At 34.4% G+C, this 24026-nt stretch carries 35 protein-coding genes; 12 read left to right on the top strand and 23 right to left on the bottom strand.

Features of this window, described 5'->3' with window-relative positions:
• Nucleotides 1-177: 177 nt before the first annotated feature.
• The 10 genes from V6M85_RS01430 to V6M85_RS01385 all read right to left on the bottom strand — a co-directional run bounded on the left by V6M85_RS01430 (nt 178) and on the right by V6M85_RS01385 (nt 8021).
• Nucleotides 178-684 (bottom strand): hypothetical protein, encoded by a 507-nt coding sequence (locus tag V6M85_RS01430; protein ID WP_338602064.1) that lies wholly within the window; start codon nt 682-684, stop codon nt 178-180.
• Nucleotides 685-720: 36 nt separating this feature from the next.
• Complete coding sequence (locus V6M85_RS01425) at nt 721-1371, bottom strand: hypothetical protein (protein ID WP_338602062.1); 651 nt, start codon at nt 1369-1371, stop codon at nt 721-723.
• Nucleotides 1372-1393: 22 nt separating this feature from the next.
• Nucleotides 1394-2311 (bottom strand): CoB--CoM heterodisulfide reductase iron-sulfur subunit B family protein, encoded by a 918-nt coding sequence (locus V6M85_RS01420; RefSeq protein ID WP_338602060.1) that lies wholly within the window; start codon nt 2309-2311, stop codon nt 1394-1396.
• Complete coding sequence (locus V6M85_RS01415; RefSeq protein WP_338602057.1) at nt 2308-3000, bottom strand: 4Fe-4S dicluster domain-containing protein; 693 nt, start codon at nt 2998-3000, stop codon at nt 2308-2310. Before V6M85_RS01415 ends, V6M85_RS01420 begins: the two co-directional genes overlap by 4 nt.
• Complete coding sequence (locus V6M85_RS01410) at nt 2987-3670, bottom strand: hypothetical protein (RefSeq protein ID WP_338604525.1); 684 nt, start codon at nt 3668-3670, stop codon at nt 2987-2989. Before V6M85_RS01410 ends, V6M85_RS01415 begins: the two co-directional genes overlap by 14 nt.
• Nucleotides 3671-3713: 43 nt before the next feature.
• Nucleotides 3714-4820, bottom strand: a complete 1107-nt coding sequence (locus tag V6M85_RS01405; RefSeq protein ID WP_338602054.1) for a CoB--CoM heterodisulfide reductase iron-sulfur subunit A family protein — start codon at nt 4818-4820, stop codon at nt 3714-3716.
• Nucleotides 4821-4877: 57 nt separating this feature from the next.
• Entirely contained in the window at nt 4878-6188 is a 1311-nt protein-coding gene (locus tag V6M85_RS01400) for a heterodisulfide reductase-related iron-sulfur binding cluster (RefSeq protein WP_338604522.1), read from the bottom strand.
• Between the two features lie 234 nt (nt 6189-6422).
• A complete protein-coding gene (locus V6M85_RS01395; protein WP_338602051.1) occupies nt 6423-7265 on the bottom strand; it encodes a 4Fe-4S dicluster domain-containing protein in 843 nt (280 codons plus the stop codon).
• A gap of 69 nt (nt 7266-7334) precedes the next feature.
• Nucleotides 7335-7577 (bottom strand): sulfurtransferase TusA family protein, encoded by a 243-nt coding sequence (locus V6M85_RS01390; RefSeq protein WP_338598535.1) that lies wholly within the window; start codon nt 7575-7577, stop codon nt 7335-7337.
• 12 nt (nt 7578-7589) lie between these two features.
• Nucleotides 7590-8021, bottom strand: coding sequence for a DsrE/DsrF/DrsH-like family protein (locus tag V6M85_RS01385; protein ID WP_338602049.1), 432 nt, complete (start codon nt 8019-8021; stop codon nt 7590-7592).
• A 159-nt stretch (nt 8022-8180) separates the two neighbouring features.
• On the opposite strand from V6M85_RS01385, the gene V6M85_RS01380 reads away from it, so the two are divergent.
• The 4 genes from V6M85_RS01380 to V6M85_RS01365 are packed head-to-tail and all read left to right on the top strand — an operon-like array spanning nt 8181 to nt 10817.
• Complete coding sequence (locus tag V6M85_RS01380) at nt 8181-8582, top strand: DsrE family protein (RefSeq protein ID WP_338602046.1); 402 nt, start codon at nt 8181-8183, stop codon at nt 8580-8582.
• A 12-nt stretch (nt 8583-8594) separates the two neighbouring features.
• Nucleotides 8595-9932: an NAD(P)/FAD-dependent oxidoreductase gene (locus V6M85_RS01375; RefSeq protein WP_338602043.1), complete on the top strand. Its 1338-nt coding sequence runs from the start codon at nt 8595-8597 to the stop codon at nt 9930-9932.
• Nucleotides 9919-10263, top strand: coding sequence for a hypothetical protein (locus tag V6M85_RS01370; RefSeq protein ID WP_338602041.1), 345 nt, complete (start codon nt 9919-9921; stop codon nt 10261-10263). The genes V6M85_RS01375 and V6M85_RS01370 overlap by 14 nt, the downstream gene beginning before the upstream one ends.
• Nucleotides 10260-10817: a thioredoxin family protein gene (locus tag V6M85_RS01365; protein WP_338602038.1), complete on the top strand. Its 558-nt coding sequence runs from the start codon at nt 10260-10262 to the stop codon at nt 10815-10817. Before V6M85_RS01370 ends, V6M85_RS01365 begins: the two co-directional genes overlap by 4 nt.
• On the opposite strand, the gene V6M85_RS01360 is transcribed toward V6M85_RS01365, so the two are convergent.
• Nucleotides 10786-11121: a hypothetical protein gene (locus V6M85_RS01360; RefSeq protein WP_338602036.1), complete on the bottom strand. Its 336-nt coding sequence runs from the start codon at nt 11119-11121 to the stop codon at nt 10786-10788. The genes V6M85_RS01365 and V6M85_RS01360 overlap by 32 nt on opposite strands.
• 47 nt (nt 11122-11168) lie before the next feature.
• Between V6M85_RS01360 and V6M85_RS01355 the strand changes: the two genes are divergently transcribed.
• Nucleotides 11169-12428, top strand: a complete 1260-nt coding sequence (locus V6M85_RS01355) for a DUF1641 domain-containing protein (RefSeq protein ID WP_338602033.1) — start codon at nt 11169-11171, stop codon at nt 12426-12428.
• On the opposite strand, the gene V6M85_RS01350 is transcribed toward V6M85_RS01355, so the two are convergent.
• From V6M85_RS01350 to V6M85_RS01330, 5 genes are read right to left on the bottom strand one after another with little or no spacing between them, the layout of a single operon-like run.
• Nucleotides 12393-13430 carry a histone deacetylase family protein gene (locus V6M85_RS01350; protein ID WP_338602031.1) on the bottom strand — a complete coding sequence of 346 codons (1038 nt, stop codon included), beginning with the start codon at nt 13428-13430 and terminating at the stop codon, nt 12393-12395. The two genes, V6M85_RS01355 and V6M85_RS01350, sit on opposite strands and share 36 nt — an antisense overlap.
• Nucleotides 13375-14211 carry a hypothetical protein gene (locus V6M85_RS01345; protein WP_338602029.1) on the bottom strand — a complete coding sequence of 279 codons (837 nt, stop codon included), beginning with the start codon at nt 14209-14211 and terminating at the stop codon, nt 13375-13377. Before V6M85_RS01345 ends, V6M85_RS01350 begins: the two co-directional genes overlap by 56 nt.
• Before the next feature lie 2 nt (nt 14212-14213).
• The gene (locus V6M85_RS01340; protein ID WP_338602027.1) at nt 14214-15269 is read right to left on the bottom strand and encodes a radical SAM protein; all 1056 of its coding nucleotides are present in this window, start codon (nt 15267-15269) and stop codon (nt 14214-14216) included.
• A 7-nt stretch (nt 15270-15276) separates the two neighbouring features.
• Nucleotides 15277-16170 (bottom strand): radical SAM protein, encoded by an 894-nt coding sequence (locus V6M85_RS01335; RefSeq protein ID WP_338602024.1) that lies wholly within the window; start codon nt 16168-16170, stop codon nt 15277-15279.
• Complete coding sequence (locus V6M85_RS01330; RefSeq protein WP_338602022.1) at nt 16167-17201, bottom strand: lipoyl protein ligase domain-containing protein; 1035 nt, start codon at nt 17199-17201, stop codon at nt 16167-16169. The genes V6M85_RS01335 and V6M85_RS01330 overlap by 4 nt, the downstream gene beginning before the upstream one ends.
• 107 nt (nt 17202-17308) lie before the next feature.
• Between V6M85_RS01330 and V6M85_RS01325 the strand changes: the two genes are divergently transcribed.
• Together V6M85_RS01325 and V6M85_RS01320 are read left to right on the top strand one after the other, a co-directional pair.
• The gene (locus V6M85_RS01325) at nt 17309-17773 is read left to right on the top strand and encodes a CoA-binding protein (protein ID WP_338602019.1); all 465 of its coding nucleotides are present in this window, start codon (nt 17309-17311) and stop codon (nt 17771-17773) included.
• Nucleotides 17774-17805: 32 nt separating this feature from the next.
• On the top strand, nt 17806-18141 hold the full coding sequence (locus V6M85_RS01320; protein ID WP_338602017.1) for a helix-turn-helix domain-containing protein: 336 nt from the start codon (nt 17806-17808) through the stop codon (nt 18139-18141).
• On the opposite strand, the gene V6M85_RS01315 is transcribed toward V6M85_RS01320, so the two are convergent.
• A complete protein-coding gene (locus V6M85_RS01315; RefSeq protein ID WP_338602015.1) occupies nt 18124-18384 on the bottom strand; it encodes a sulfurtransferase TusA family protein in 261 nt (86 codons plus the stop codon). The two genes, V6M85_RS01320 and V6M85_RS01315, sit on opposite strands and share 18 nt — an antisense overlap.
• Before the next feature lie 47 nt (nt 18385-18431).
• On the opposite strand from V6M85_RS01315, the gene V6M85_RS01310 reads away from it, so the two are divergent.
• Complete coding sequence (locus tag V6M85_RS01310) at nt 18432-18596, top strand: YHS domain-containing protein (RefSeq protein ID WP_338602013.1); 165 nt, start codon at nt 18432-18434, stop codon at nt 18594-18596.
• Between the two features lie 18 nt (nt 18597-18614).
• On the opposite strand, the gene lrs14 is transcribed toward V6M85_RS01310, so the two are convergent.
• The 3 genes from lrs14 to V6M85_RS01295 form a co-directional block, all read right to left on the bottom strand.
• On the bottom strand, nt 18615-18992 hold the full coding sequence (gene lrs14 / locus V6M85_RS01305) for an HTH-type transcriptional regulator Lrs14 (RefSeq protein ID WP_338602011.1): 378 nt from the start codon (nt 18990-18992) through the stop codon (nt 18615-18617).
• A 78-nt stretch (nt 18993-19070) separates the two neighbouring features.
• Nucleotides 19071-19421 (bottom strand): hypothetical protein, encoded by a 351-nt coding sequence (locus tag V6M85_RS01300; RefSeq protein WP_338602008.1) that lies wholly within the window; start codon nt 19419-19421, stop codon nt 19071-19073.
• A gap of 521 nt (nt 19422-19942) precedes the next feature.
• Entirely contained in the window at nt 19943-20440 is a 498-nt protein-coding gene (locus V6M85_RS01295) for an HAD family hydrolase (protein ID WP_338602006.1), read from the bottom strand.
• Between the two features lie 53 nt (nt 20441-20493).
• Between V6M85_RS01295 and V6M85_RS01290 the strand changes: the two genes are divergently transcribed.
• Both V6M85_RS01290 and V6M85_RS01285 read left to right on the top strand, forming a co-directional pair.
• Nucleotides 20494-20916, top strand: coding sequence for a glycine cleavage system protein H (locus tag V6M85_RS01290; protein WP_338602003.1), 423 nt, complete (start codon nt 20494-20496; stop codon nt 20914-20916).
• Nucleotides 20906-21229, top strand: coding sequence for a hypothetical protein (locus V6M85_RS01285; RefSeq protein WP_338602000.1), 324 nt, complete (start codon nt 20906-20908; stop codon nt 21227-21229). Before V6M85_RS01290 ends, V6M85_RS01285 begins: the two co-directional genes overlap by 11 nt.
• Here V6M85_RS01285 and V6M85_RS01280 read toward each other — a convergent pair.
• Nucleotides 21222-22349 (bottom strand): MFS transporter, encoded by a 1128-nt coding sequence (locus V6M85_RS01280; RefSeq protein ID WP_338601997.1) that lies wholly within the window; start codon nt 22347-22349, stop codon nt 21222-21224. The genes V6M85_RS01285 and V6M85_RS01280 overlap by 8 nt on opposite strands.
• Before the next feature lie 4 nt (nt 22350-22353).
• Nucleotides 22354-22674, bottom strand: coding sequence for a hypothetical protein (locus V6M85_RS01275; protein WP_338601994.1), 321 nt, complete (start codon nt 22672-22674; stop codon nt 22354-22356).
• A gap of 432 nt (nt 22675-23106) precedes the next feature.
• Here V6M85_RS01275 and V6M85_RS01270 point away from each other — a divergent pair, with 432 nt between their 5' ends.
• Together V6M85_RS01270 and V6M85_RS01265 are read left to right on the top strand one after the other, a co-directional pair.
• Nucleotides 23107-23490 (top strand): helix-turn-helix domain-containing protein, encoded by a 384-nt coding sequence (locus V6M85_RS01270; RefSeq protein WP_338601992.1) that lies wholly within the window; start codon nt 23107-23109, stop codon nt 23488-23490.
• Nucleotides 23491-23514: 24 nt separating this feature from the next.
• On the top strand, nt 23515-23700 hold the full coding sequence (locus V6M85_RS01265; RefSeq protein WP_338601990.1) for a TRASH domain-containing protein: 186 nt from the start codon (nt 23515-23517) through the stop codon (nt 23698-23700).
• Here V6M85_RS01265 and V6M85_RS01260 read toward each other — a convergent pair.
• Nucleotides 23688-24008 (bottom strand): hypothetical protein, encoded by a 321-nt coding sequence (locus V6M85_RS01260; protein ID WP_338601988.1) that lies wholly within the window; start codon nt 24006-24008, stop codon nt 23688-23690. The genes V6M85_RS01265 and V6M85_RS01260 overlap by 13 nt on opposite strands.
• Nucleotides 24009-24026 lie beyond the last annotated feature (18 nt).

The following is a 24026-nucleotide window of genomic DNA, read 5'->3' as shown; positions in this document are numbered from 1 at the left end:
TTCGTACCCATCTTCATCTAATCGAGTGAGCTGGGTTCATCATCTATAACATTAATATGTATGCGCTGTAGAAAAGAGTTTTTCCCTCTATCTATTTGCAATCCAAATAGTTCATGATATTTAATAACCCTTCAGAACATATGAGATTAGCAAACGTAGGAAAGTGTAATAAAAATCTCATGTTAGTTCAATTACTTTTGCCTTCACATATTTAGATTGTAAAGAAGATATTGCCTTCTCCCAACCCTCAGCTGGATTGCTTTTAGTTACGCTAACTTTTAACCTGTTTTCACTTATTATTTTTGATAAGTAATAAGTACAGAAAGGTTTTGCAACACAGTTCTCACAATTAGTATAGATATTTGAGTGTAAGTTCATATAAATTATTTGCTTATCATTAGTTACATAGATAATTCCTCTTCTAAAATTTATTGCGTTTTTAGAGTTTTCGAATGGAAAAACGGCTTTCACGTTAATCATGTTCTCCTTTAGTATTCTCAATTTATTTAAATAATCCCTAATATAGTAATAATAACTTTTACTATATCCTTCTCTTGAATCTTTAGCTAATACATTCATTATTCTATCGTTGCTTATTTTTACGAAATCATAATAGTCAACTAAAATGGCCTTGCCCGAACTATTTATAGGTCTTTCCGATTTAATTACTTTGAACTCACACATTCCAATAATAAGATTTTCAAAACAATGGTATAAACCTTAAACGCTGATCTCATTTATTAGTCTAACGAAATTCTTGTATGTTACTCTCTCGTCATATCCGTAATTCTGAATAAATAGTCTCGCACTTTCAATTAAATCAAGGGAATTATATGGCGAATCACTACCATAGATACTTCTTACTGGATCGATATTTGTAGAATTATGATTTACTACATAATAGACTCTATCATCGTTAATAACGTATTTAGTATTAATCAGTACAACGTTAAAAGTATATTTACTTAATAGCTCAATTAGCTCTTCAAAATTGGGTTCATATATAACTAGTAGTAGATTTCTTTTTTCTATTAATTTATAAACAAAACTAAGTGAAGGATGCAATAAAGAAAAATTATGATGCTTAGGATGTAAAACTACACCAATTATACCCTTTTCAACTTGTCTAATAAGTTCTACTTGTGGCGGAACTCTGCACCTAGGATTGTATATTCCAAGTTGTAACGTATATGACTTTCTCCAAAGATACTGTTGATAAAAACCATCTACGCAACAATCACAAGAATATTTGTAAATTGGGTTAAGAACGATCTTTCCTATTATTATATCATCTTCCTTTAGTTTAGGTTCTCTTAAATAATTATACAACCTTATACCATAATGAGTATTAAAGTCTATGAAAAAGTACATTAATATCTAAATTGGAAAAAGACTACAAATATCTTTTGAGTATAGACATTGGGTTAGTAATATTTGCTGTGAGTAATGCCTCTTCTGGGCTATGACCGAATGCAAACGCTACCAATTGTGAGAAGTACGCTAATGGCATTCTAAGATCTTCTCCATATTTCTGAGCTATCTTCTCCATGTTAGTCTCAATAGCCACATGACCCAATGGACAATCGGTTACTAATATTTCAGCTCCATTCCTCTTAGCCTCCTTTAGTATTCTTGCCTCCAGATGTATTGCAACTTCAGCGTCTGAGTAAACGTGTGGACCACCACAACACATAGTTTTAGCTTCAAATGGTACTACCTCCGCACCTAATGCTTTCAGTATCTCGTCCATGAAGAATGGCCGTTCTGGATCATCCCTTATTTTCATATATCCTGCTAATGTGTACGATTTTGGTCTCACATATAGGCAACCATAATATGGAGCTACTTTTAATCCTGTTAACGGTCTCTTGACCTTAGCTTTTATCGCCTCAATTCCTACTGTATTATAAACATATTCCACTGCATGAACAAGCATTAATTTAAGATCGTAATTCTTAGTACCCATTTTTTCTAAGTACATATTAGTCTTTTCTCTTAATTTGGGGTATTTAGTTAGATAATATTGGGTTCTAGATAAGGAATAGTGACAGCCTGGACAAGCGGAAACTACAGCATCCGCTCCCATTTCTCTTGCTAATGCTAAATTCCTTGCAGGTAATAGTATTCCAGCCATCGTATTTACATTCTTTACCTCTAACGCACCACAACAATTATAATCCTCAATCCTCTCTAAAGGAATTCCCAGATCTTGTGCCACTAACTTTAATGAAACGTCATAAGCTTTACCTAATCCATCAAGTGCACAACCAGGATAGAAAGCTACTTTACCATAAGGTGTAGGCAAAGTCATTCTGGAACTACCTCCTCCTTCATAGCTTCCTCTAATACTTTTTGTATTCTATCCCAATCTTTTACCTTATTTGGTTTTAATAAGTCTTTTATTAGACCACCTTTTAATATAGCCGCACTCATGTTAATTAAGTCCTTTAGACTTAGAGTGACCATACCAGCTTTTGCCGCAGCCGCACCTAATGCTAATTCTGAGATCCTTCCACCGTTTTTGATTACGGTTTGTAGGAATAACTCGTCAAAAATTGTACCAGGATCTTTCTTAACTAATCCATGTTTCAGTAAATAATGGTGAATAGAATGTACAACCTCCTCTACTAGAACGCCTTTAGGACATCTGTGAGTGCACTTTTGACAAGATACACATCTCCAAAGCGAATCTTGAAGTTCAATAAGAGCTTGTTTATCGCCTTTTCTGGCCAAATCTATGAACCTTCTTGGACTATAGTTTGGATCATACTCCCTCATTGTACATCCAGATGTACAGGTTCCGCATTGCCAACATGCACTTATTGTAACTCCTTCTAAAGTATTAGCTATTTCATCCCATACTGTAGGATCGTAACCTGTCTGCGTTCGCTCTATCATGAACGCATTCCAAGTTCCATCTAACTCTACACCGTCTACTATTACTTTATCTTTTTGAATAAGACCTTTAATTATGGGTTTTTCTATTTCAGGAATTGGCAAGTTGGATCACCTTGAGGAAGGGTTTTAAACCCAAAACCATAGCTGTGGTAGAAAGGTGAGATGGATAAAGTCCACCTCCCTTTCTATCCACAGCTAGTAAAGTTGCGTAATCGACATATCTAACATATGAATACACCAAAAAAATTGAAGTATAATAGTAGGTAGGCGAATCTAACCCAAAAATTGAAAGAACGTTTTTTAATTCTGAAACTGCTTCAAAGAATTCGTTTTCACTCTTGAGACTTGTATTATCCTTTAAAATATAAGTTATAGAGCCAGTGTTCTTTACCGGATTCCATATCCATCTAGTCCATAATGGATATTTTTCAGGTTCTAAAAAATGAATTATTTCTTTAGCCATGTCTTCAATGTCTTCTGGTTCACTTACTTTAAGAGATGAGAACATTTTTACTCTATCGTTATAAGAGAGATTACTGTTCTTAAGGGACTGAAATGCTAACTTCACCTTATCAAGACCATTATTTGACATGACTTCGCTGTAGTGCTTCTTAGCGTAGAATATTACATCAAATAATTTTTTAGCGTCTTCAGTTGAGTTTATTTCTAAAGAGCTTAAAAAATTGCTCTTCATTTGCATTGCTTTAACTATCACGGATAAGGATTCTTTAGGGTTACCCCTAACTGTGTTATTCACATCCTTAGCTAACATTGCATTAAAGATATCTCTCACATAATCTATATTTAAAAAAGTGTTAATGATGTACCACCTTCATTTCTTCAGTTTTCCTTCCAAAATCAGATTCTTCCCATATCCCATGCGTGACATATTCATAAGCTTTCATGGCAGCAGCATACCCTTCAGTTATGGAATCGGATATTGTTTTAGGTCCAGTAATTGCTCCTGCTAAGAATATTCCCTTTTTGGTTGATTGAACGGGCAATCTATCTGGATCTAGTGGCTTAACGAAACCATGTTCTTCAAGCTCTAATCCTAATACCTTAGCCACTTGTTTAGAACCTAATCCTAATTCCATGCCATTAGCTAGTATAACCATATCATAGGGTACTGCTAATGCCCTATTCAAATTCATTGTATCTTCTCCTTTTATTATCACAGTATCATTTGGACCTCTCATGAATTCCGAAATTCTCCCTCTGATGAATCCTATCCTATAATCTAATTGTGCTTTCCAATACAATTTATCTTCCATTAATCCATATGTTCTTATATCCATGTAGTAGATATGCACTATAGCATCTGGAATCCTTTGCTTAATTTCCATAGCTTGCTTTATTGAAATGGCACAACATACCCTAGAACAGTACGTATTTCCTACTGTTGCATCTCTAGAACCCACACATAATAATATAGCAACTCTTTTTGGAGGGGTACCTTTAGTAGTTACTAGCTTATTATCGTGAAGCATTCCTTCTATATCAGATATTTGATAGATATTAGGAATTATCCCATAACCATATTCATATTTTCTTCTTGAATCGAAATGTTCAAAACCAGAAGCTGCAATTATCGCGTTAACTTTTTCTACTTTTATCTGTCCCTTCTTATCTTTTATACCTACCTCGAAACCATCAGATGTTGACTTTACAGAGTCCACTATACTTTCAGTATGAATCCTTACGTTGCCGTTCTCTTGAACAGATTTAATTAATGGATCTAATACCTCGGAAGCTGGTCTTAACTCTGGGAATAATAAACTATACTTAAGTTTTTTTGGAGTTCCACCTAGAAAGGCTTCTCTTTCTACGAGAATAACGTTAACTCCCAAGTTAGCTAACTCCTTACTTGCAGAAAGACCTGCAGGTCCGGCTCCTATAACCATAACAGATTTATCTGCCACTTAATCACCACCTTTTATTAAGTAAATTAAATTTAAAAAAGTTTGCTTTTACTCTTTTTACTTTGGCGTATCCTTCTTATACCATTTTACTCTATCTGGAAGTGATAGATAGAAGTCAATCTTCCTATGCTTTGGATATAAATATTGAGGCTCTGCTTTACCTTCCCTTAAATCTTGCAGATACTGAACGAACTTTTCCTTATAGTCATCTACTGGCACGCCTATCTTCCTTAAGAAACCCTCTACATCAGTTGCATGCCAATGAATTTGCGCAATTATATATGGATCTGCTCCCATCGCTAAAGCTGCAAACTGTGCATCAGCCAGTACTGGTAAGTTATAATTGAAGCCATGAGCCTTTCCAGCCCACTGGCTTTTATCCAATGTAGTAACACATCCAGTGTCTGAAGTGACAAAAACGTCAGCATTCCCTTCCTCTACCGCTGGTATAACCTTCTTAAATAGTGCAAAACTTCTACTGAATTCTCTTTCAGTCAAAATATGTCTGAAACCAAATCCACAACAATCCCACCATGTAGAATAGTCAACTAGCTTAGCGCCGAAGTTTTGTACAGTTCCAGAAGGTGCAGCAGGTCTTCTTCCTTGATAAACTTCAGGATCATAAATGGTATCTTCTGGAACCAACTTATAAACATGGCATGGAGTATGTACTGCGGCTTTTATATTATCTAAATTGTACTTCTTTTGTTGCGCAGCCTTCTTACTCATTACATATAACCATTCAGAGTAATGAACAACTTCCTCCGGTATAACGATATCCATATCTAACTTTCTCATTATTGGCCTTAACTTGTCCCTTATTTCCTTATGTAGAATTATCATGTTTCTTACTTCTTTATAATGACCAAATGAAGTTCCACAATGTATTAACGGGAAGTATCCAGTTTCGTACGCTCTCCACATATTCCTTACATATACTCCAGCTAAGGCTACTGGATTCGATGCTCCAGAAGCGTGATAATTCCATCCAGTACATGAGGTTTGATGTGGTTCATCTAAGTAATCTATCTCTAATTTATTCATCATCCAAAAGACTGAGGTGGGATAGCCGGGAATATGCCCACATTGCCCGCAACTCTTATGATGCCACAATTTAGTTGTGGGTATTTTCTTAGGAAATCCATTTAGAGTCTGAGCATCAACTGGGTTATTGTAAGGTTTTACATGATGAATTATGATCTCTCCCTTGTCTTCTAGTTTATACATCTCCTCTTTAACATGCTGTAAACCGTGAGGTGTACTATACCTATAAATTATCCTCTGGTATACCTCATTCCAATCTATTGAATCAGACATGGGAAAAGCTTCTTGGACAGCCTTCTCTATTTGCTCCTCTTGGCTCAAAATTTCACCTTATTTATATTAGATATTTCAGATTTATAAACTTTATTATAAAACTTCTTTCTAACAATATGATAGGATAAATATAATTTTTTTCGCAATTTGAGGTAAAAACGTTAGTTACAGATTGAACCAACTCACTCATAGTTTTAATATACAGTTCATGCAGTTTTATTGTACAGTTTATACAGTTTAAATAGTAATAGACTTTACACAAACTAAAGATATTTTTTAAAAAAATTATAATTCAAGCCAGCTATCTGGAAGATCCTCTTCTTTTAATTCTCCTTTCTCCCATTTCTCCTTAATTTCCTCTAATTGTTGCTTCCTTTCCTCGTAAATATCCATTATCATATCATATAAATCCTTATCTACGTTCTTTAACGAATCCAGAACTCCAGCCTCAATGAATATAGTCATCATCTCCACTGCAGTTTGTAAAGAAGCATGCCAACCTATATCAGTCCTCTGCAACAAATCAACCGGAACTGCCTTTCTATAAACGTCCATGTTTTTAGACTCTTCTACCGCTTGTGGTCCCCAGTCTGGGAAGGCCTCTGGCTGAATCATATCTGGGGTAACTTGATTTCCCATAGTGATCACTGTCAATAACACTCTTCTGTAAGGGGCTAATACTTCTTTAGCAGATTGTAGTCCGAACTTTACCGCATACTCTCTTAATAACATTATTAAACCTGCAATTTCATTATTAAATGGGCATCTCATCGAACATGTATAACATTGAACACAAGCCCAAACTTTCTTATTTACAAACTCCCATATTTTATCAACAGAATCTCTCATCATATATTGTATCATTTCTCTTGGGCCGAAATCATAAAACTTAGCAGCTGGACATGACGAGGTACAAACACCGCAGTTAAGACAACCTCTTAAATACTCATTAAACCTGAAATCACTTTTTACTGCCTCCCAGAATTTTATTGCTAGTTCCCTCTCTTCAGGTTTAAGATTGCTTAATAAGTTTCTTTCCTCTTCCGGTAGCGAATCTTGAACTTCATATGACATATCTAAGAATCTAGGATCGTCTGGTAAAGGGGGCAATATAGTCTTAGTTGCCATATCTTTTCACAATTAAATAGGAAGAATTAGATACTTATAAACTTTGTTAAAAAAGAATTCTAGCTTAACTTACTTCATTCTTTTTATTAATATTCTTGTCGCTCCTCCTTGCTGTTGTATGTCAACTATTTGATTTCCAGTCCTCCTAGCCCAAGCCTCAATATCTGGTTTTGCAGCTGGATCAGTAGCCAAAACCTCAAGAACCTCACCCACATTAATCTGCTTAATAGCCTTAGCAGTCTCCAAAACTGGACCAGGACAATACATACCCCTAACATCTAACGTCTTAGCAATCCTAACCTCTTGAGACATAATACTCACCCCTTAAATAAATAATGTTATTCCCCCTTCTGCTCTATCTAAAAATGTAGCAACTCCTACTACATCATCTACAAACTCTGCTAGGTCCTCTCTTTTTATACCAAAGAATTCCATAGTTGTGGAGCAAGCAAAAACTTTAACTTCGCCGACTTCCTTGGCCTGTTGAACTAGTTGATGCCACATTGGGAATTTCATGTCTCGCATCTTTTGCATCATTACCGGGCCCATTTGCTCGTAGTTTTTATCAATCTGGGGTGGTTGCTGGCTATTTAAGCTCCTTTTTGTAATTGCTTGTAATCCCCAGAATGTGAAGAATAAATTGACCTCATACCCAGATGCTGCTGCTCCTGACGTAAGAATGCCCACTGGCATTAATTTATCTATGGTACCGGAAAAGACTATTATAGAGAGTTTTTTCTTCTTTTCTTCAGTCACTTTTTCACCATTTTCTATTTATACGTTAAAGTTATTTAAGCTTTATCCTTTTCATTCATTTTAATTATTTCGTATTTTCTACCATTTATTAGAAGAGAATAATGGTTTAATAAAAAATTTAAGTAAGTTCTTTAAGAAGTTATAATTGGGTAATAAAATATGGCCCAGGCTCAGACTCAAAGCCAAGAAGAAGAACAAAAAAAGAAAATACTGATTGTTGTTACACATGGCCCAGAAGATTTAGATAGGACTTACGCACCCTTGTTTATGGCATCAATAGCAGCTTCAATGGAATACGAAACCTCAGTTTTCTTCATGATAAAGGGGCCTAAACTATTGGATAAGAAATGGCAAGAGGAAGAGAGGAAAAAGGGTAACAATCCATTTATCCGATTCTTTGACATGGCAAAAGATAATGGAGTAAAAATGTACGTCTGCATACAAAGTTTAAAGGATATGTGCCACATGAAAGAAGATGATGTAGTAGAAGGTGTAGAACTAGTAGGCGGGTCAACACTAATTGATTTAACAATGGATGCTGATAGGACACTATTCTTCTAAAAATGATCTAGCATGAGATACGATGTCGTGGTAATAGGTGGGGGGACTGCAGGCTATATTGCAGGAAGTATATTAGCAAGAAAGGGTAAAAGAACATTAGTCATAGAGAAGAAGAAGTTTGGGGGCGTATGCGTAAATTCTGGCTGTGTTCCAAGTATTTTTCTTTTTGATGTAACTTTTTTGTTGACTAGGCTCAAAGAGGTTGCCTATTACTTAGGATTAGAAGGAAAAGTTGAATATAGAAACGCTCTCCAGAAGAGAAATGAGATAGTAGAATATCTTTCAAATGCGGGGAAAAAACTTATTGAGGATGCTGGTGGCGAAACAGAAATAGGAGAGGCTGAAATTATTTCACCTAATGAAATAAAGATAAATGAAAAAGTCGTAGAATTTGACAAACTAATTATAGCAACTGGATCTAAGCCTAAAATACCCAACATAAAGGGTATAGAGTATGCTATTAGTGAAGATGAAGCGGTTAATTTGAATGAAATACCAGAATCTATGGTGATTATAGGCGGAGGTTACGCTGGAGTGGAAATAGCGCAGTTCTTCTCCAGACTAGGTTCAACCATTACATTATTATCTAAAGCTACAATATTGCCTAATCTTTCAGAGGACGCTAGAAGATCAGTTAGAGATTCGTTAGAATTTGATGGAGTCAATTTAGTAGAGAATGTGCAAATTAATAGAATACATGGCGAGGGAGTTTTCACTAACAAGGGAGAGTTTCATGGGGAGATAATAGTTTATGCCACTGGCAGAGAGCCACAACTTCCAAAGGGTGTTGAAAAAATTGGCTTATATACTAATGAATGTGGAGTGATTGTTAATGAATACAAACAAGCAAAGGGAAATATTTATGCAATAGGTGACGTTACCAATAAGGAAAGAAAAACCGCTCACTCTGCAATTTTTGACGCAGTAGTAGCATCATTACATATAATGGATGAAAAATCTCTCCTACATAAAATAAATGGATATAAGATACCTCAAGTATTATATACAGACCCTCAAGTTGGTATAGTAGGCGAGGAGAAAGATGCTAATAAATTTTCGATTTTTTACTTTAATGCAACGACTAGGGCAATAATCAATGGCATAAGAGATGGTTATGTCAAGATAGGAATAAATAAAAATGGCGAGATAGTTTTCGGAGAGGTAATTGGGGATAAGTCTGAAGAGTTGATTAATATTCTGACATTAGCAATTAACAGTAAAATTAAAGTTGAAAATTTGGCCTTAATGCCATTTGTCCATCCATCGCTATCTGAGGCGATAGTTAACACAGCAAAGGGCTTTTTTGATATGGACGTAGATAGGTATAGGAGAACAAATGACAAAACTTGAGGATTATTTAAAAAGAAAGGGATTTACAATAGTTATTGAGGGACAGAGGGAGAGAATACTAATGGACAATTACGAGTTTTTTATTGAAAATTTAACTATATTTCTACCTATACCGTTGCCAACAGGTAGGGAGAGTTTAGATGATCTTATTGGAATGGGGATAAGGTATGCTAGAGCTTCCAGAATCTCTCAAGGATTGGGAGCTCCACTGGAATATAAACTAGATAATGCAACAATATATATTATTAAGAAGTTTCAAAATAGAGAAGATTTAGAAAACTCAATTATTAAGGCATTAGAGGGTATAGAAAGTTTGAGGTACTTCTTATGAGCTATGATTACGTTATCAAGCAATATCTAAGTGCTATCAAGGCGAAAGAAGGAAATATAAAGATACAAGAGTGTAAAGGAGAGGAATTGTTTTATCAGTTTAAAGATTTTGTTAACGTAGAAACAATCCAGGACTGTAACAGACCCTTTGCGAAGGTCATTAAGGACAACAGAATTTACTTCACATATTACGGGATACCCATAGTAAACGAGTTATGGCCATTTCTTAATTCATTAATTAGAATTTCTAATAACGTGGTCAATTTAGATGAGAAGGAGTTAGAATTAGCTAAGAAGATTAAGGGTAACGTTAAGCTTTTCGTAACTCCAGATTGCACTAAATGTCCAATTACGGCTGAGTTTCTATATCAAGTTGCTCAAATAAATGAAAATGTTGAGCTAGAAATCTACGATGTTACAGAATATGAGGAAGAAAAGGAAAAGTATAGGGTTTTGAGCGTACCTAAGATAGTATTTAATAGCCGTGTAGAAATACCAGGTGGATTTCCTTCTATTGTTATCCTTAAAATGATGCTAAGAGCTCTTCAAGAGTAGTCGCATTGACGCCTAGCTCTCTAGCCTTAGCCAAAACGTCTCTATTTTCAGCTATAAGTATGCCGTTCAGTTCTAGGGCAACCATTATTGCTTCAGATTCGTATAGAGGCAAATCTCCTACTTTAGGTGGTTTATGAGAGAATGCTCTGACTATCACACCATTATCCAGGGCATAGTCAATATCAATACCATTCTTTATTGCAAAAGAAACTCCTAATGTCGTAATAACTAATTTGTATTTCTTACCTATATTAATAAGCTCTTTTAGTTTGTTAAACGCACTAGGCGAGATAACTGCAAACATATTAAATATATAAACACGGCAGATTAATTAATTTAGGGTTTAACAAAATGAGTACAACAACAATTGACCCACTTGAGGAATTATTAAAACCGGAAAATTTGAACAAGTTGTCTAAAATAGTTGATGCTTTACCCGCAATAGAGAAGGTAACTAATAAGATAGTAGAAATGGATAAGAAGGGACAAGTAGATTTCGTACTATCATTATTTGACCAAACTATCTCAATACTGGATGCTGTTCAGAAGGCTGATCTAATAAATACAATAATCTCATTCGGAATGGACCAGTTACCAAAAATACAAGCACTATGGCCAATAATAGAAAAACTAACAAGCGAAAGATCAATAGAACTCTTAACGCAAATTGACATAGATTCGTCTCTCGTTGCATTAGAGAAACTAACCCCAGTGATTAAGAAGCTTACAAGCGAAAAGGCGTTAAAAATACTTGATCAAATAGATTATGATTCTCTGATTAATAGTACTTCGAGGTTAGTTCCAATTCTTTCGAAATTCGCAGATGAGAAAACTGTAAAGATAATTGAAAGTTTGGATATTGACACATTACTTAACGTAGCCTCTAAGATGACACCGACTTTGAACAAACTTGCAACTATAATGGATGAGATGTATAATAAAGGACAAATTGACACATTAATCAACTTACTCGAACAAGGTATTTCGCTGATGGATGCTGTTCAGAAGGCTGATCTAATAAATACAATAATCTCATTCGGAATGGACCAGTTACCAAAAATACAAGCACTATGGCCAATAATAGAAAAACTAACAAGCGAAAGAACTCTCAACTTAATACAAAACCTAGACCTAGACTCCATGTTTAATGCCCTAGAAGCCTTAACGCCAATGATGAAACAGTTAACTAGTGATAGGGCAATAAAGATTATTCAACAGTTCGACATAGCATCGACTCTTGGAGCATTAGAGTCTGCAATGCCATTATTAAAGAAGTTAACAGATGAGAAAACAGTTAAGACACTAACCCAGATAGATGTCAACTCACTACTCACATTGACCAATAAATTAGTTGAACTACAGAAATCTGGTAGTTTAGATAGACTAATGCAGTTATTAGAAATTCTGTCAGATCCACAATTCGTTAACGGTTTAGTAATGGTAATGGATAAGTTCTCTAAAGCGTTTAAAGCGTGGATTAATGATATACCAAACGTAAAACCAGCTGGAACAATGCAACTATTGAGAATTGGGAGCGATAAAGACGCTGGCTATGCTTTAGGATTAATGATAGAATTAGCTAAAGAGATAGGCAGAACTTTTAAATCTTGAAATGATTTTTTCTATTTTCTCTATTTTTTCTTTATCATTTGAAAAAGTAACTGGCTCATATGATGTCTTTTTACCCATCAAGCCCTCTAAGAATGAAACCATGCTTAGTGCAGATAACCTCCCGTAACCTCCTCCGCCATAAGCTATTATATTCGAATATTTTTTAAGCCTTCTTATTTTAAGACCTAAAAGGTTATATGAATTTGTGGTAAATTCTAGAGACTTCAGCTCATCATCCTTATGTCCATCCACTCCAGCAATAACTAGAATATAAGAAGGATTTTTATAATAATCTTCAATTATATCTAGAATCTCTAAACTTTTCTCAAAAACATCGTCAGTTGAACCAAGAGGTAAGGGAATATTTATATTGTAGCCCTTTCCTTTTCCCTCTCCTATTTCTTGAACCTTACCAGTTCCAGGAAAGAAATAACCATCATAAGCGTATATATTCACTTTCAATATGGGCTTATCATATAAAATGTATTGAAGCCCATTACCGTGATGTGCATCGACATCAATGATAGCAACTTTCTCTCCTTTTTCCAATAATTTCAAGGCAGTTATAGCAACGTCATTAATTGGGCAAAAACCCATAGCTCTATCCGGCATCGCATGATGAAAACCACCTAAAGGAACATAAACATAGTCATAAAATTTAGACCATTTAGTTGCAGTTAATGAAGCGCCTAAAACGAGTAAAATATCATTAAATATTCCAGGATAATGGATCGTGTCAGTTTGATCTAGGAAGCCCATGAAGGGAATCTTACTACTTTCCTTGAGTAGGTTAATATATTCCTTGGTATGCACCATTAATAGATCCTCTTCATTAGCCTGTGTAGGTCTTATTTCTATAAATGAAAGTTTCTCCTTAGCTAATTTTATAAATTCTCTAATTCTTGCTTTCGAAACTTCTCTAATCATAGGGTGGGAAAAAGAAATCTCAGTAAATTTTTGATCCCAGATGATTCCTAATAAACTCTGATAAGTCAATTTCATCACCCTCATTTAGATTTGAATCGTTTAGAAAGAATCTAACCATTGGATATCCGCTGTAAGATAATACTGCTTCCATAAATGTAAAGCCACAAATTGGTTTATTTGATAAAACTTTAAAAGATGCCTCCTCTTCCCATCTCCTTAAAAGGCCTTTCCTTCCTTCAAACAATACATATGTTTTGCGCTTGACTCTAACATATCCTAAGTTCAATCCATAAAGCTTCAAAGGCTCCCTATAGCCTCCAATAATTCCTCCATAACAAGCATAAGGTAAACTCGCATTTAACAGCCCTCCACAACATCCTAATCCTCTTAACTTGCCTGCTTCCGCATAATCTTTTACTATAACATCGAAAAACTGTTTGTTTTTCTTATACACAATCCCAATTTTAGATTCATTATATTTTGAAATTTTAGGTAACCTTACTGGGATACCTTCTATGTGGGCATGAGGAAAATCACCCCCAGTATAGGGGGTTTCTAAAAAGTTTCCTATTATTTGACCTTCTTTAACGTATTCCCCTTTTTCTATGAAAGGCATAACATGAAGAATCTTTATCAATCTGTTACCATTTCTAATTAGTATCATGTAATCATAGTTTGTTTTAGAAAAAACATTTGGTCTTCCTATGTTAAATCGTACGATATCTATTACTTCACCCTCTACCGGAGAATAAAACATTTCAAAATTCGGAGAAGATAAATCTATGGCTTTTACCTTTATATGTGCGGGGAACCCACTTGAAAAATAGCTTATTAAGGAACCATCTGGTATGTACATTGCTATCTCGCTAATTTATTTATCAATGATTCCAACCTTGACGCTTTAACTGCACGTAAAGCCATTTCCTTGCTAGGATACCAGGGAATGTTTTTTAATACCTTACCTGGCCTTTCATTAGAATATGGTCTATTACAGCCGGGACAACCACTAGTCATGAATGCTGGTGCTATCTCGTCCAAAGTTATATCGTCTGGTAGTTCAATATCTATTAACTCCCCTCTCTCATTAAACCTAAATGAGCTTATATTAACAATATCATTTTCAATTAGCCATCTAGCTATTTGCATTCTTCTATAAACATTAACTGGAACTGGTTTCTTATTTTCCATAGGAGTACCAGTTTCTGGATAAAATGCAAAAAGCGAAATCTTAGCACCCCTAGTATGTGCATACCACATAAGATCTATAGCTTCTTTTTCCGTCTCTCCTAACCCTATTATTAGATGAATACCTGCATTCTTTTTCCCAAATACTTCAACGGCTTCATCTATTGCCTCTAAATACCTCTTCCATGAGTGCATGCTCCTCGCTTTCTTTCCTCTTAATTCGTCAAATAATCTTTCACTAGCAGCATCTATTGCAACATCTATCATATTAGCTCCAGCTTTTCTCATCTCTATCATATGATGTTTAAACGTGTAAGTTGCAGTAACTAATTCTGAGATTTGTAATTCTATGCCAGCATCTCTAATCCTCCTTGTTATTTCTATGGCATCTGGGGAAGCTCTAGGATGAGCTAGTTGTCCTACACATATCCTTTGAAGACCGTATTCTGGATTACCCTGCCTTTCATATATTCTCTTTATTACTTCATTTAAGGGCCTTAGTGGCCATTCTACTCTTATTAAGGTCTTACATTCTGGTCCATTAGCAACTTCTCTAGCTTGACCACAATATAGACAATTAGCTTTGCATCCATCTGGGTAGTATTGAAGTAAATTAATTGTAGTATTTAGAGCCCCCTTCAAAAATATCCCGGGAGAAAAACCTAGAACCATATCTGCGCCGAAACTTAATCTTACCCAATCTGGACTAGAAACTAGACGAAGGGTCATAAAGCTTTCACCTTAATATATCTATAACTACATTACCGCAACATGCACTACTTAAGAATATTTCTCTCTTACCTTTAGCGTATTCATAAGTCTCTTCCTCCGGAAAGGCAATTGCGTCTATATCATAGTCTACTGCAAACTTTTCGACTTTAATATAAGATTTACCTCTAGGTCTTGCACAACCTAAATTTATTGGAATGTTAGAAAATGTATCCCTAGCCAACTTTAACCCCTCTATCATATCTTCCGGTGTCGGAGGCGTAGAGTTACCCATCTCTGTTCCCATTAAAGGCATTAGACCTACGATTATTAAAGCGTCTGGATTAACTTCTGTAAGTAATTTTATTGCTTCTAAATCACCTTTTATACCTCTCTTACTTAACCCTAAGATAACATGTGGAACTATTTTTATTCCGACCTTCTTTAGATACTTAAAGGAATTAAGGTAATCTTCAACAGTAAATGGTTGACCTAATACATCTCTAATTGTCTCGTTATCAGCAACCATGTCAAGTAGTGCAATCTTGACGCCACTCTCTTTAAATTTTATTGCTATATCCTCACTCTTAACTACACCAGTATGAGCAATTATAGTCAATTTCTCAGAATATCTTCTTAATGTGTTAGAATATCGCCATATTGGAACATCACCTCTTATAGAAGAACCACCAGATAATATGATTCCCTTATCTCCTCTCATTACTGCTTTCACTAACTCGTCCTCAAGTCTAGCTTGATTAGAGCCATCTATCATGGTTTCTAGTACCCTCTTTCCACAATGCTTACAATTAAACGCACAATATGTTCCAGTTACTGATAATGCTTTCCATCCTTTCTTAGAATCCAAAAAGTCTGTTTCATATCGTTTTAGGTTTGGTGCATAAAAGAATAATGGTCTCATTTTAACACCTCTTTAATTAAATTTATGAGATCTTCCTCAGTTATGCCTATCGTACTCACGTTTCTAAACCACTCTTTAACTTCCCGTTCTATATCCTCAATTCTGCTCCACTTTAATCTGGCTTCTAAATCATATATTGCAGTTCTTGGTTCAATAAAGAAATCGCCAGTAATTATTATAGACTCTATTAAATTCCTACCAGTCAACTTTATCTGAACTTTCACTAAACCTCCAGGAAATTTCCTCTCCGTATATCTTATATCATCCCCAATTAATGGCTTTCTTAAATTGAATATCCACTCTGGCGAAGAGTACTTTAAGGCTAACTCACTTATACTTTTTTTCTCTAATTCAGTATAGTTACTGTCTAATAATTTAACTTCAAGCGCTTCTGCGAATGACTCTTTGGCAATATTTATTAATTCCTCCATATCTATTGGTTTTACTAACTCTTTATTAATCCACGTTAGTCTATCTTTAAAGTCCTTGGCTAGCTTATCTCTAAGTTTTTCAGATGACAGTCTAAGTACTGAAATCATTGCGTCTGCATCAAAGTCTAGTAATAGCGTACCAGTGACTGCGACATATCTCCCCTCCGAAAACGCTCCAATGCCTGAAATCTTCCTTCCATTAACTTCAACGTCATTTTTTGGTCTAAACGATGCTTTTATACCTAATTTTTCCAAAGTTTTTATCACTCCCTTAGCACCATATTTTATAGCGTTTTCTGGCGTATATCCTAGAACATCATTACTTGCGTATATTTCCCACCCTAACTGCCATGGCCCCATTATGATGGTACCTCCACCGGTAGGTCTTCTACCAATATCCCAATTTCTCTTTCGTACTTCTTCTATATTGACCTCTTGATCTACTGCTTGGTGATAGCCAACAAGTACCGCAGGAGGATCAAATATAACAAATCTAACAACTGGTTGAGCTCCATTAACTATTGAAGTAAGTAATGCTTCTTCTCCCGCTAATATGTAAGCTTGATTATTTCGCTCGATTAAAAATCTAAATTCTTGCATTCTAAGAAGTTTTAGTTAACTTAATATAAAAATTTGGCTCTTAAATCTTAGAAAAACATTAAATCAACTGAGTCAAATTTAAAAGGCAACAAATCATAGTAAATATTATGCAGAATGAAGAAGAGATCATAAAGGAAGTTCTGCTCAAATACAAAAATATAGCAACTGTTGGATTTTCAAAAGATCCATCAAAGCCAGCTTTCCAAGTACCTAAGTTCTTAATAGAGCATGGATACAATGTAATACCAGTAAATCCGTCAGCCAATGAGATATTGGGAAGGAAGTCTTACCCATCAATTCTTGACGTTCCAGATAAAGTAGAGGTCGTGGAAATATTTAGACCATCAAATGAAGTACCTAAAATAGTCGATCAAGTTTTGGAAAGAGTAAAGAAAGTCGGTGATGTAAAAGTAATATGGATGCAGGAAGGAATCAGAAATGATGAGGCCGCTGAGAAGGCTAGAAAAGCTGGGCTTATAGTAATCCAAGATAGGTGCATGTATAAGGAATACATGAAGAAAATAAAAAGTGAGGGCAATCCTCCTCCAGTATCATCCTTAAAAAGTAGTTAAAGTTTTAATACTAGAAAAGATAAAATAGATTTATGAGTTTAAAACTTTCAGAAAGTAAAGAGGTTGTGAGGTGCTGTTATAAGATATCCGATACTGACGTTGAATGTCTATTTAAGTTAGTTGAGATTGGAAGACCAATTTCCGCTGAGGAATTAGCTTCATTGATGAAGCTCAGTAAAACTACTGTAGAAAATAGCTTAAAGAAGTTAATAGAAATAGGGTTAGTAGTTAGGAATAAAGATGGAGAAGAAGGAAAAAGGATAGGAAGACCTCGCTATTTATATGCAATAATACATAATGTTGATGATAAAATAAAACAAGATTTGACTAATTGTGCGACAAAGATCTTATCAGCAACCTCCAGTTAGTTCAAGCTTTCTAGGTTTATCAGAACTTTCTTTTTTAATGTGCATGAAATATATACCATTTTGTTGTAAATCCTCTAAAACCTCACAATTCATTAGCTTCATGGCTTCTAATAACATATCTCTGCATTTAGGATCCTTATACTTTATCTTAAGTTCCCCCCTTTCCATCTTCATAAGCTTTCCTACTACCTTCATGAAAGGTTCTGGGCATTCAAGGGAAGTTAAATCCATTTCTTCGCTCATAGTCAAAGAATTAACGTTATAAAGATAAAAAATTTATTTTTAACGCCATGAAGGTTGTATGCCCGGTTTGTAACAGATTATTTGAAGCTGAGTGCACCCCTTATACAACTGATTATAACAATGTTAAATACTACTTTGATACTGAAATATGTATGTTAGCTTTCTTAAGGGACCCAGAAAATTTTATATTCAAATGTAAAAAAAGCCAATAAATTAAATAAGAAAAGAACTTACTTGCCTTTTAATTCTTGTGGCATCACACTTGAGAATAAATCAGCACAATACTTAAAATCATTAGAAATTTTTTCAGTTATCTTATCTGCATCCATTGGCTTATAGATATACCTAGGTCTACCGCCCTTAGATGACGAATCCTTTACCCTCTCTACAAAACCTAATGAAACTAACTTGTTAACTGACCTATTTATAGATGCCTTACTCAAATGAAGCATATCTGCTAACTCATCTTCAGTTTTAGGACCACTGTTTAACAACGTCTTTAATACTTGAAAGTCAGTATCTGAGAGATCGTAGCAGAAATTAAGAGCGTCTACTAGACCAACTTCTTTCCCAGACGGGAGTCTAACTCTTATATTCTCTACTTGCATATGAATATATCAGAAAAAACGTATATATAAATCTTTCCTTATTTTAGCAAAAAAAGTTAACGTGATTTTTTGGAATTTCTACATCCACAAACCCTTATTCATATCGTTAAGTTTAGTAGCTAAGGCTATCTGAAAATATCTAAAAACTTCTACGGAAAATTTCAATGCAGATTGATCATCCATCTGTTCTATCTTGTTTAACAGCTCGCTTATAAATCTAGACATATCATTAAAAGTTGTCTTTTCCATAGCGTATTGTTCTAAATTTAATATTTCCTTTATTTCATTCTTATCTTTAGCTTGTTTCATTTTTTTATAAATTTTAAGAACAACACCCTCTCCATCTTTTCCAAAAAGTGCATCTTCAGGATTACGTAACCATCTGGCATAAGTTGCAGCTAATTTTTTAGCCTCATTTTCAAGCGACATAATTTTTATCTTTTATTCATAAATTATAAGTTTAATTAAAAAGATCTTCTTCTCCAAACTCATAAGGGAGAAAGCAGAATTCACATTGTAATTGAATCTCATACTTCATATTCAACTCTCAACCTCATATAAAATAGTCGGGTTTGTATAACTCAAACCCGACGAAAGAAGCCGGCTTGGATTTCATCGAAGTCACGATTACCCAATCATCATTCTAAATCCTCTTAGCGGGAAACTGAATGTTTTGACTTCCTTTCCCCCGCTACTACTAGAGAATTAACCATCCACATCCTAGGATGGGATACTAAAATAAATTGGGCTCATAGTATTCAAATTTAACGCTTATATGGAAACTGTTTTCAATAGCATGATAGGTGTTTCTGCGTTCTGAATCCTAAGATAAAATCAGAATTCACTAGAAAACATGTTTTTCATAAAATTTTTGATCCGGATTAACCCTATAAGTCCATAAACGAAAGGTTAAAAACATAATATATTAACTTATTAAAACTATACATGGATCAGACTAGAATTTTAAGCCTCTTCAGTGAGGCTAGTGCATCAGTTAAACTAATAGAATATAAGAAAGGAGAATATTTAGAACATTCATAATATCTCTTTATACACACTACTTTAATTCTGGAATCGAAAAATCTTGCCGATAATAGGTCTAAAGGAGAGGATGCTAATGTTATTGTCTCTAAAGGATCCCAGTTTGTAATATTAATTAATAACTTATATGGTTCTGGTGATGGTTTTGTCTTTCCTTTATTAACTATAACGTATTTTGGTTTTAAATTGATCCTATTTAGTATATTTTCTGTTGATATTTCATCATAGGGAGAAAGTAGAGCAAAATTATCCACTCTAATAATTTCATCATATACTTGTAGCCAATCCTCAAAGACATCATACGTGATTGGTAGATTAACACTAAATCCCTTGTATTGTTGATAAAGAGGATCAGTCAAGTCAATCTTTAAAATTACACCGTCTAACCATATGGCAAAATTAACCATAATTATGTTCTACTAAATAAAGTTTATAAGCCTAAAAATATCTCAAATAGATTATGAAGATCTTAGGTTTCACCTTTCCTGATGACCTACTTTACGATCCAGAGAAACACGTCTGGGTAAGAATAGAAAGTGATAGTGTTGTTAGCATTGGCGTAACTGATCTAGGACAGTACATGGCGGGAAAGATATTCCAGATTACGGTAAAGCAGAAAGGTGAGAAAGTAAACGGCAGAAGTATATTATTCTCTTTAGAGAGTGCAAAATGGATAGGCAAATTTAGATTACCAATAGAAGGCGAAATTATTGACGTAAACGAGGAAGTGATAAAAAATCCCTCTTTAATTAACCAAAGACCTTATGATAGCTGGATAGTCAAGATTAGAGTTAATGATATGGATGTAATTAGGAATGTCTTTAAGACCATTCAAGATGCATATAAACAATTCGAAGAAGAGGCAAAAAGAGTTGTCAGATGATAAAGAGCTCTTACTAAAAGTACTTGAGAAAGTAGATAAATTCTATGTTTATCTAGCTGGAATAAGTGGAAATGAAATATTACTAGTTACAACTTTAAGTGTTCCTAATGAAATTGAAGTTAACGGGCAAAGATTCAAAATAGTTAGCTATTTACCAGAAGATTACTTGAACCAAGTAGTGGAAAGAGAGGAAGAAATATTTAGAAGATATAAAGTCTATTATTTCGTAAAAGCATATATGAGGAAAATACTTGATACATTAGCATCTGCCGAGGCTGAAAGGATGAGTATAAATTTTGATAATCTTACATAAATTTAAGTTTATAATAAAATACTAAAGAAAGTAAAGAGATCCCGCTAACAAAAATCCACAAATATGTATATGAAAATAAGTTTATCATAAGAGGAGCTATAAGAGAGCCTAATATACCGCTAGACTGCCAGAAAAAATTTGCGAAACCAGTTACACTCCCGCTTCTTTCTTTTCCACCTATTATTGCTAATGCTGTAGAGCTAGTGGGAGTTATGATGAATCTGAATAAACCTAGGGATAAGGCATCTATACTTGCAACTAAAATATTATTGGAAAATGAAATAAAAAGAAGAGAAATGCTATAAAAAGTTACGAATAGCAAGAACGTTCTCTTTACTCCAAAAGAGTTTATTATATATCCTGCTAAAATGGTGGAAAGAACGCCTGCCAATGCTGTAAAGGAGTATATAAGCCCTGCTAAATACGCATTTCTAATCGTAATAAGTAGATATTTATAAAGATAAAGCACAAGAACCCAATATGTTAAATAAAACATGAAACCCCCAATTGATATGAATAGCGCATTTCTATTCCTAACTATATTTCTGAATTCCATTGAGCGTTCTTTGGGCAGTTTTAGAGAAGGGAGGTGAGTAAGTGTTAGAACTATTAAAATTAAGGAAAGTAGAGTTATGAAATAAAATGAAAACTCCCACCCGAGAGCCGTGGCCAAAAAGGGTATTATAATACCTGATGCTACAATGGATAATGGCCACGCTAAGCTATAAATGCTCATCGCAATTGGTAAATTTCTGCCACTAAACGATGTAGTAATTAATTTCACCGTGATCGGATATATCCAGCCTGCAGAAAAACCCATGAAGAAGCTTGCAATATACTCTACTCGCAGTAAAGGAAAATACGCAGAGATAAACGAAGTTAAAGATATACCCAATAGTGAGAGAGAAAGCAAGATATTAGCCGAAATGCGGTCTGATAGAATACCTGAGGGAATCTGAACTAGTATATAGCCGAAGAAAAATAACGCAAATATTATACTATCCTCTGTAGTTGTGGTCTTTAACGTCGAAAACGGTGCGACGATACTCCAGGTGACTCTTGAGAAATATGAAAGAAAAAATGAGAGCGATGAAATGAAGATAATTAATTTACCTTTCACAATTCTAAAAACATGGTGGTAAATTAAATAGCCTTCGTGCTTTACTACAAAGTAAACAGAATGTTAATGAGTCTATATTCTCTCTATTTATAATTCTAGTACTTAGCGAGTTAATCATATCACTAATTTCCTTATCTTCAATTATTTTCTGTATCTTTTCTACATCATTTTTCTTATGCCTCTCGAAAGCAGTTATGGACATATTTACATATTTACATGCCTCTCGCAATTGTAACCCTTTATTAACTAACTTCAATATTAGAGCTGTTTTTAGAACAGGTACAACAGTAAAATAACCATCTTCACAGTAAGTTAGATTCTTCATAAGAGAATATTCTGTATGAAAATATTTAACAGTATTTATAATTGACTTTTATAAAAGTAGATTAACGGCATTTATGAAAACTCATAATCAATCATGAGATCTAAAACGTAGTCTACTAACTTTTTAGACTAAAATTCTGAGGAAATTAATTATCGTTATCTCTAAGAACAATCATGGTTCTATAGCTGTTCCTAACTTATGAAGAGGGATTTTCAAGCTTTCGATTACAATATATTTTGGAAGAAACTGCTCTCTTAGATATAATAATTAAATATCCTTGGAACGTTAGCACCTTATATTTTGCTACTACGATATTATCCCTATATTTAGTATATCTGAATAACATTTGTCCACATTTATATACAAATGTATAATTGGATATACACGGCTTTTTTAAGTAAGTTAGTTAAATGAATATATGGTGAAAAGAAAATGGCAGAAAAAGTTAGGTTCCCTGATGGAAGAGAAGTAGATATACACGATTTTATAGCTTTCATGTATGGTCTATCTAAAAGCGATGTAGAAGTACTACACGTATTACTACAGAATGGTAAAATGACTACTGACGACTTAGCTGAGAAATTAAACGTAACTAAAGCATCCATAAGTAAAGCCCTTAATAACTTACTTGATAAGGGCCTTATACAAAGGGAAAAAGCACAAGCTGAAAAGGAGGAAAGAAAAGGAAGACCAAACTACATATACTGGGTAGAAAAGGAAAAACTGTACAGAAAGTTAGAAAATGACCTAGAAAAATTAGCAGGCACAGTGAAGGAAACCCTACAAAAACATACTGCATTAGAAGTAGTCATTTAAACCTTTTTAAACAATCTATTTTATATGGCTGAATTCAAGTCAATAAGACAAATTTTGTCTATTCCTAATTTTGGAAATTGCGTGGAATGTGGCAAGGAAGTTGAATATGCTGAATTTATCTTGGTACATAAAAATAAAGCCTATCTATTTTGTTCCAAATCGTGTTTCAGAAAATGGTTAAGAGAAACTAGAATACATTATGGGGACTGAGAAGAAGTAGTTTCTTGCTGCTGTTTCTTCTCTTCTCCTTCCTTTTTAGGTTGCTCTTCCTTCGCTTTTGGCTTTTTGATTCTTTCTATGGTGATTTCAAAAAAGTACTTAGTTTGAGTCCCCTCACACTGTTTAGTCAACAAAGTTTCGGATCTATTTAATGGAGTGCACTTTACATCGTCCTCTTTAACTAATTCATCTATGAATTTTCTTGCGTTAACGAGCTTTCTGAATCTCCTCTCAAGAGTAATAGGTTCAACTCCGGCTTTTTCAATCTTAGCCTTCAAATGATATTTAACAACTTTCATACCTCTTGCTACTCCATA

It is taken from the genome of Sulfolobus tengchongensis, from assembly GCF_036967215.1.
Taxonomy (GTDB): Archaea; Thermoproteota; Thermoprotei_A; order Sulfolobales; family Sulfolobaceae; genus Saccharolobus; species Saccharolobus tengchongensis_A.
Note: the sequence above shows the minus strand (reverse complement) of the source record. Positions and strands in the feature narration are given on the sequence as shown.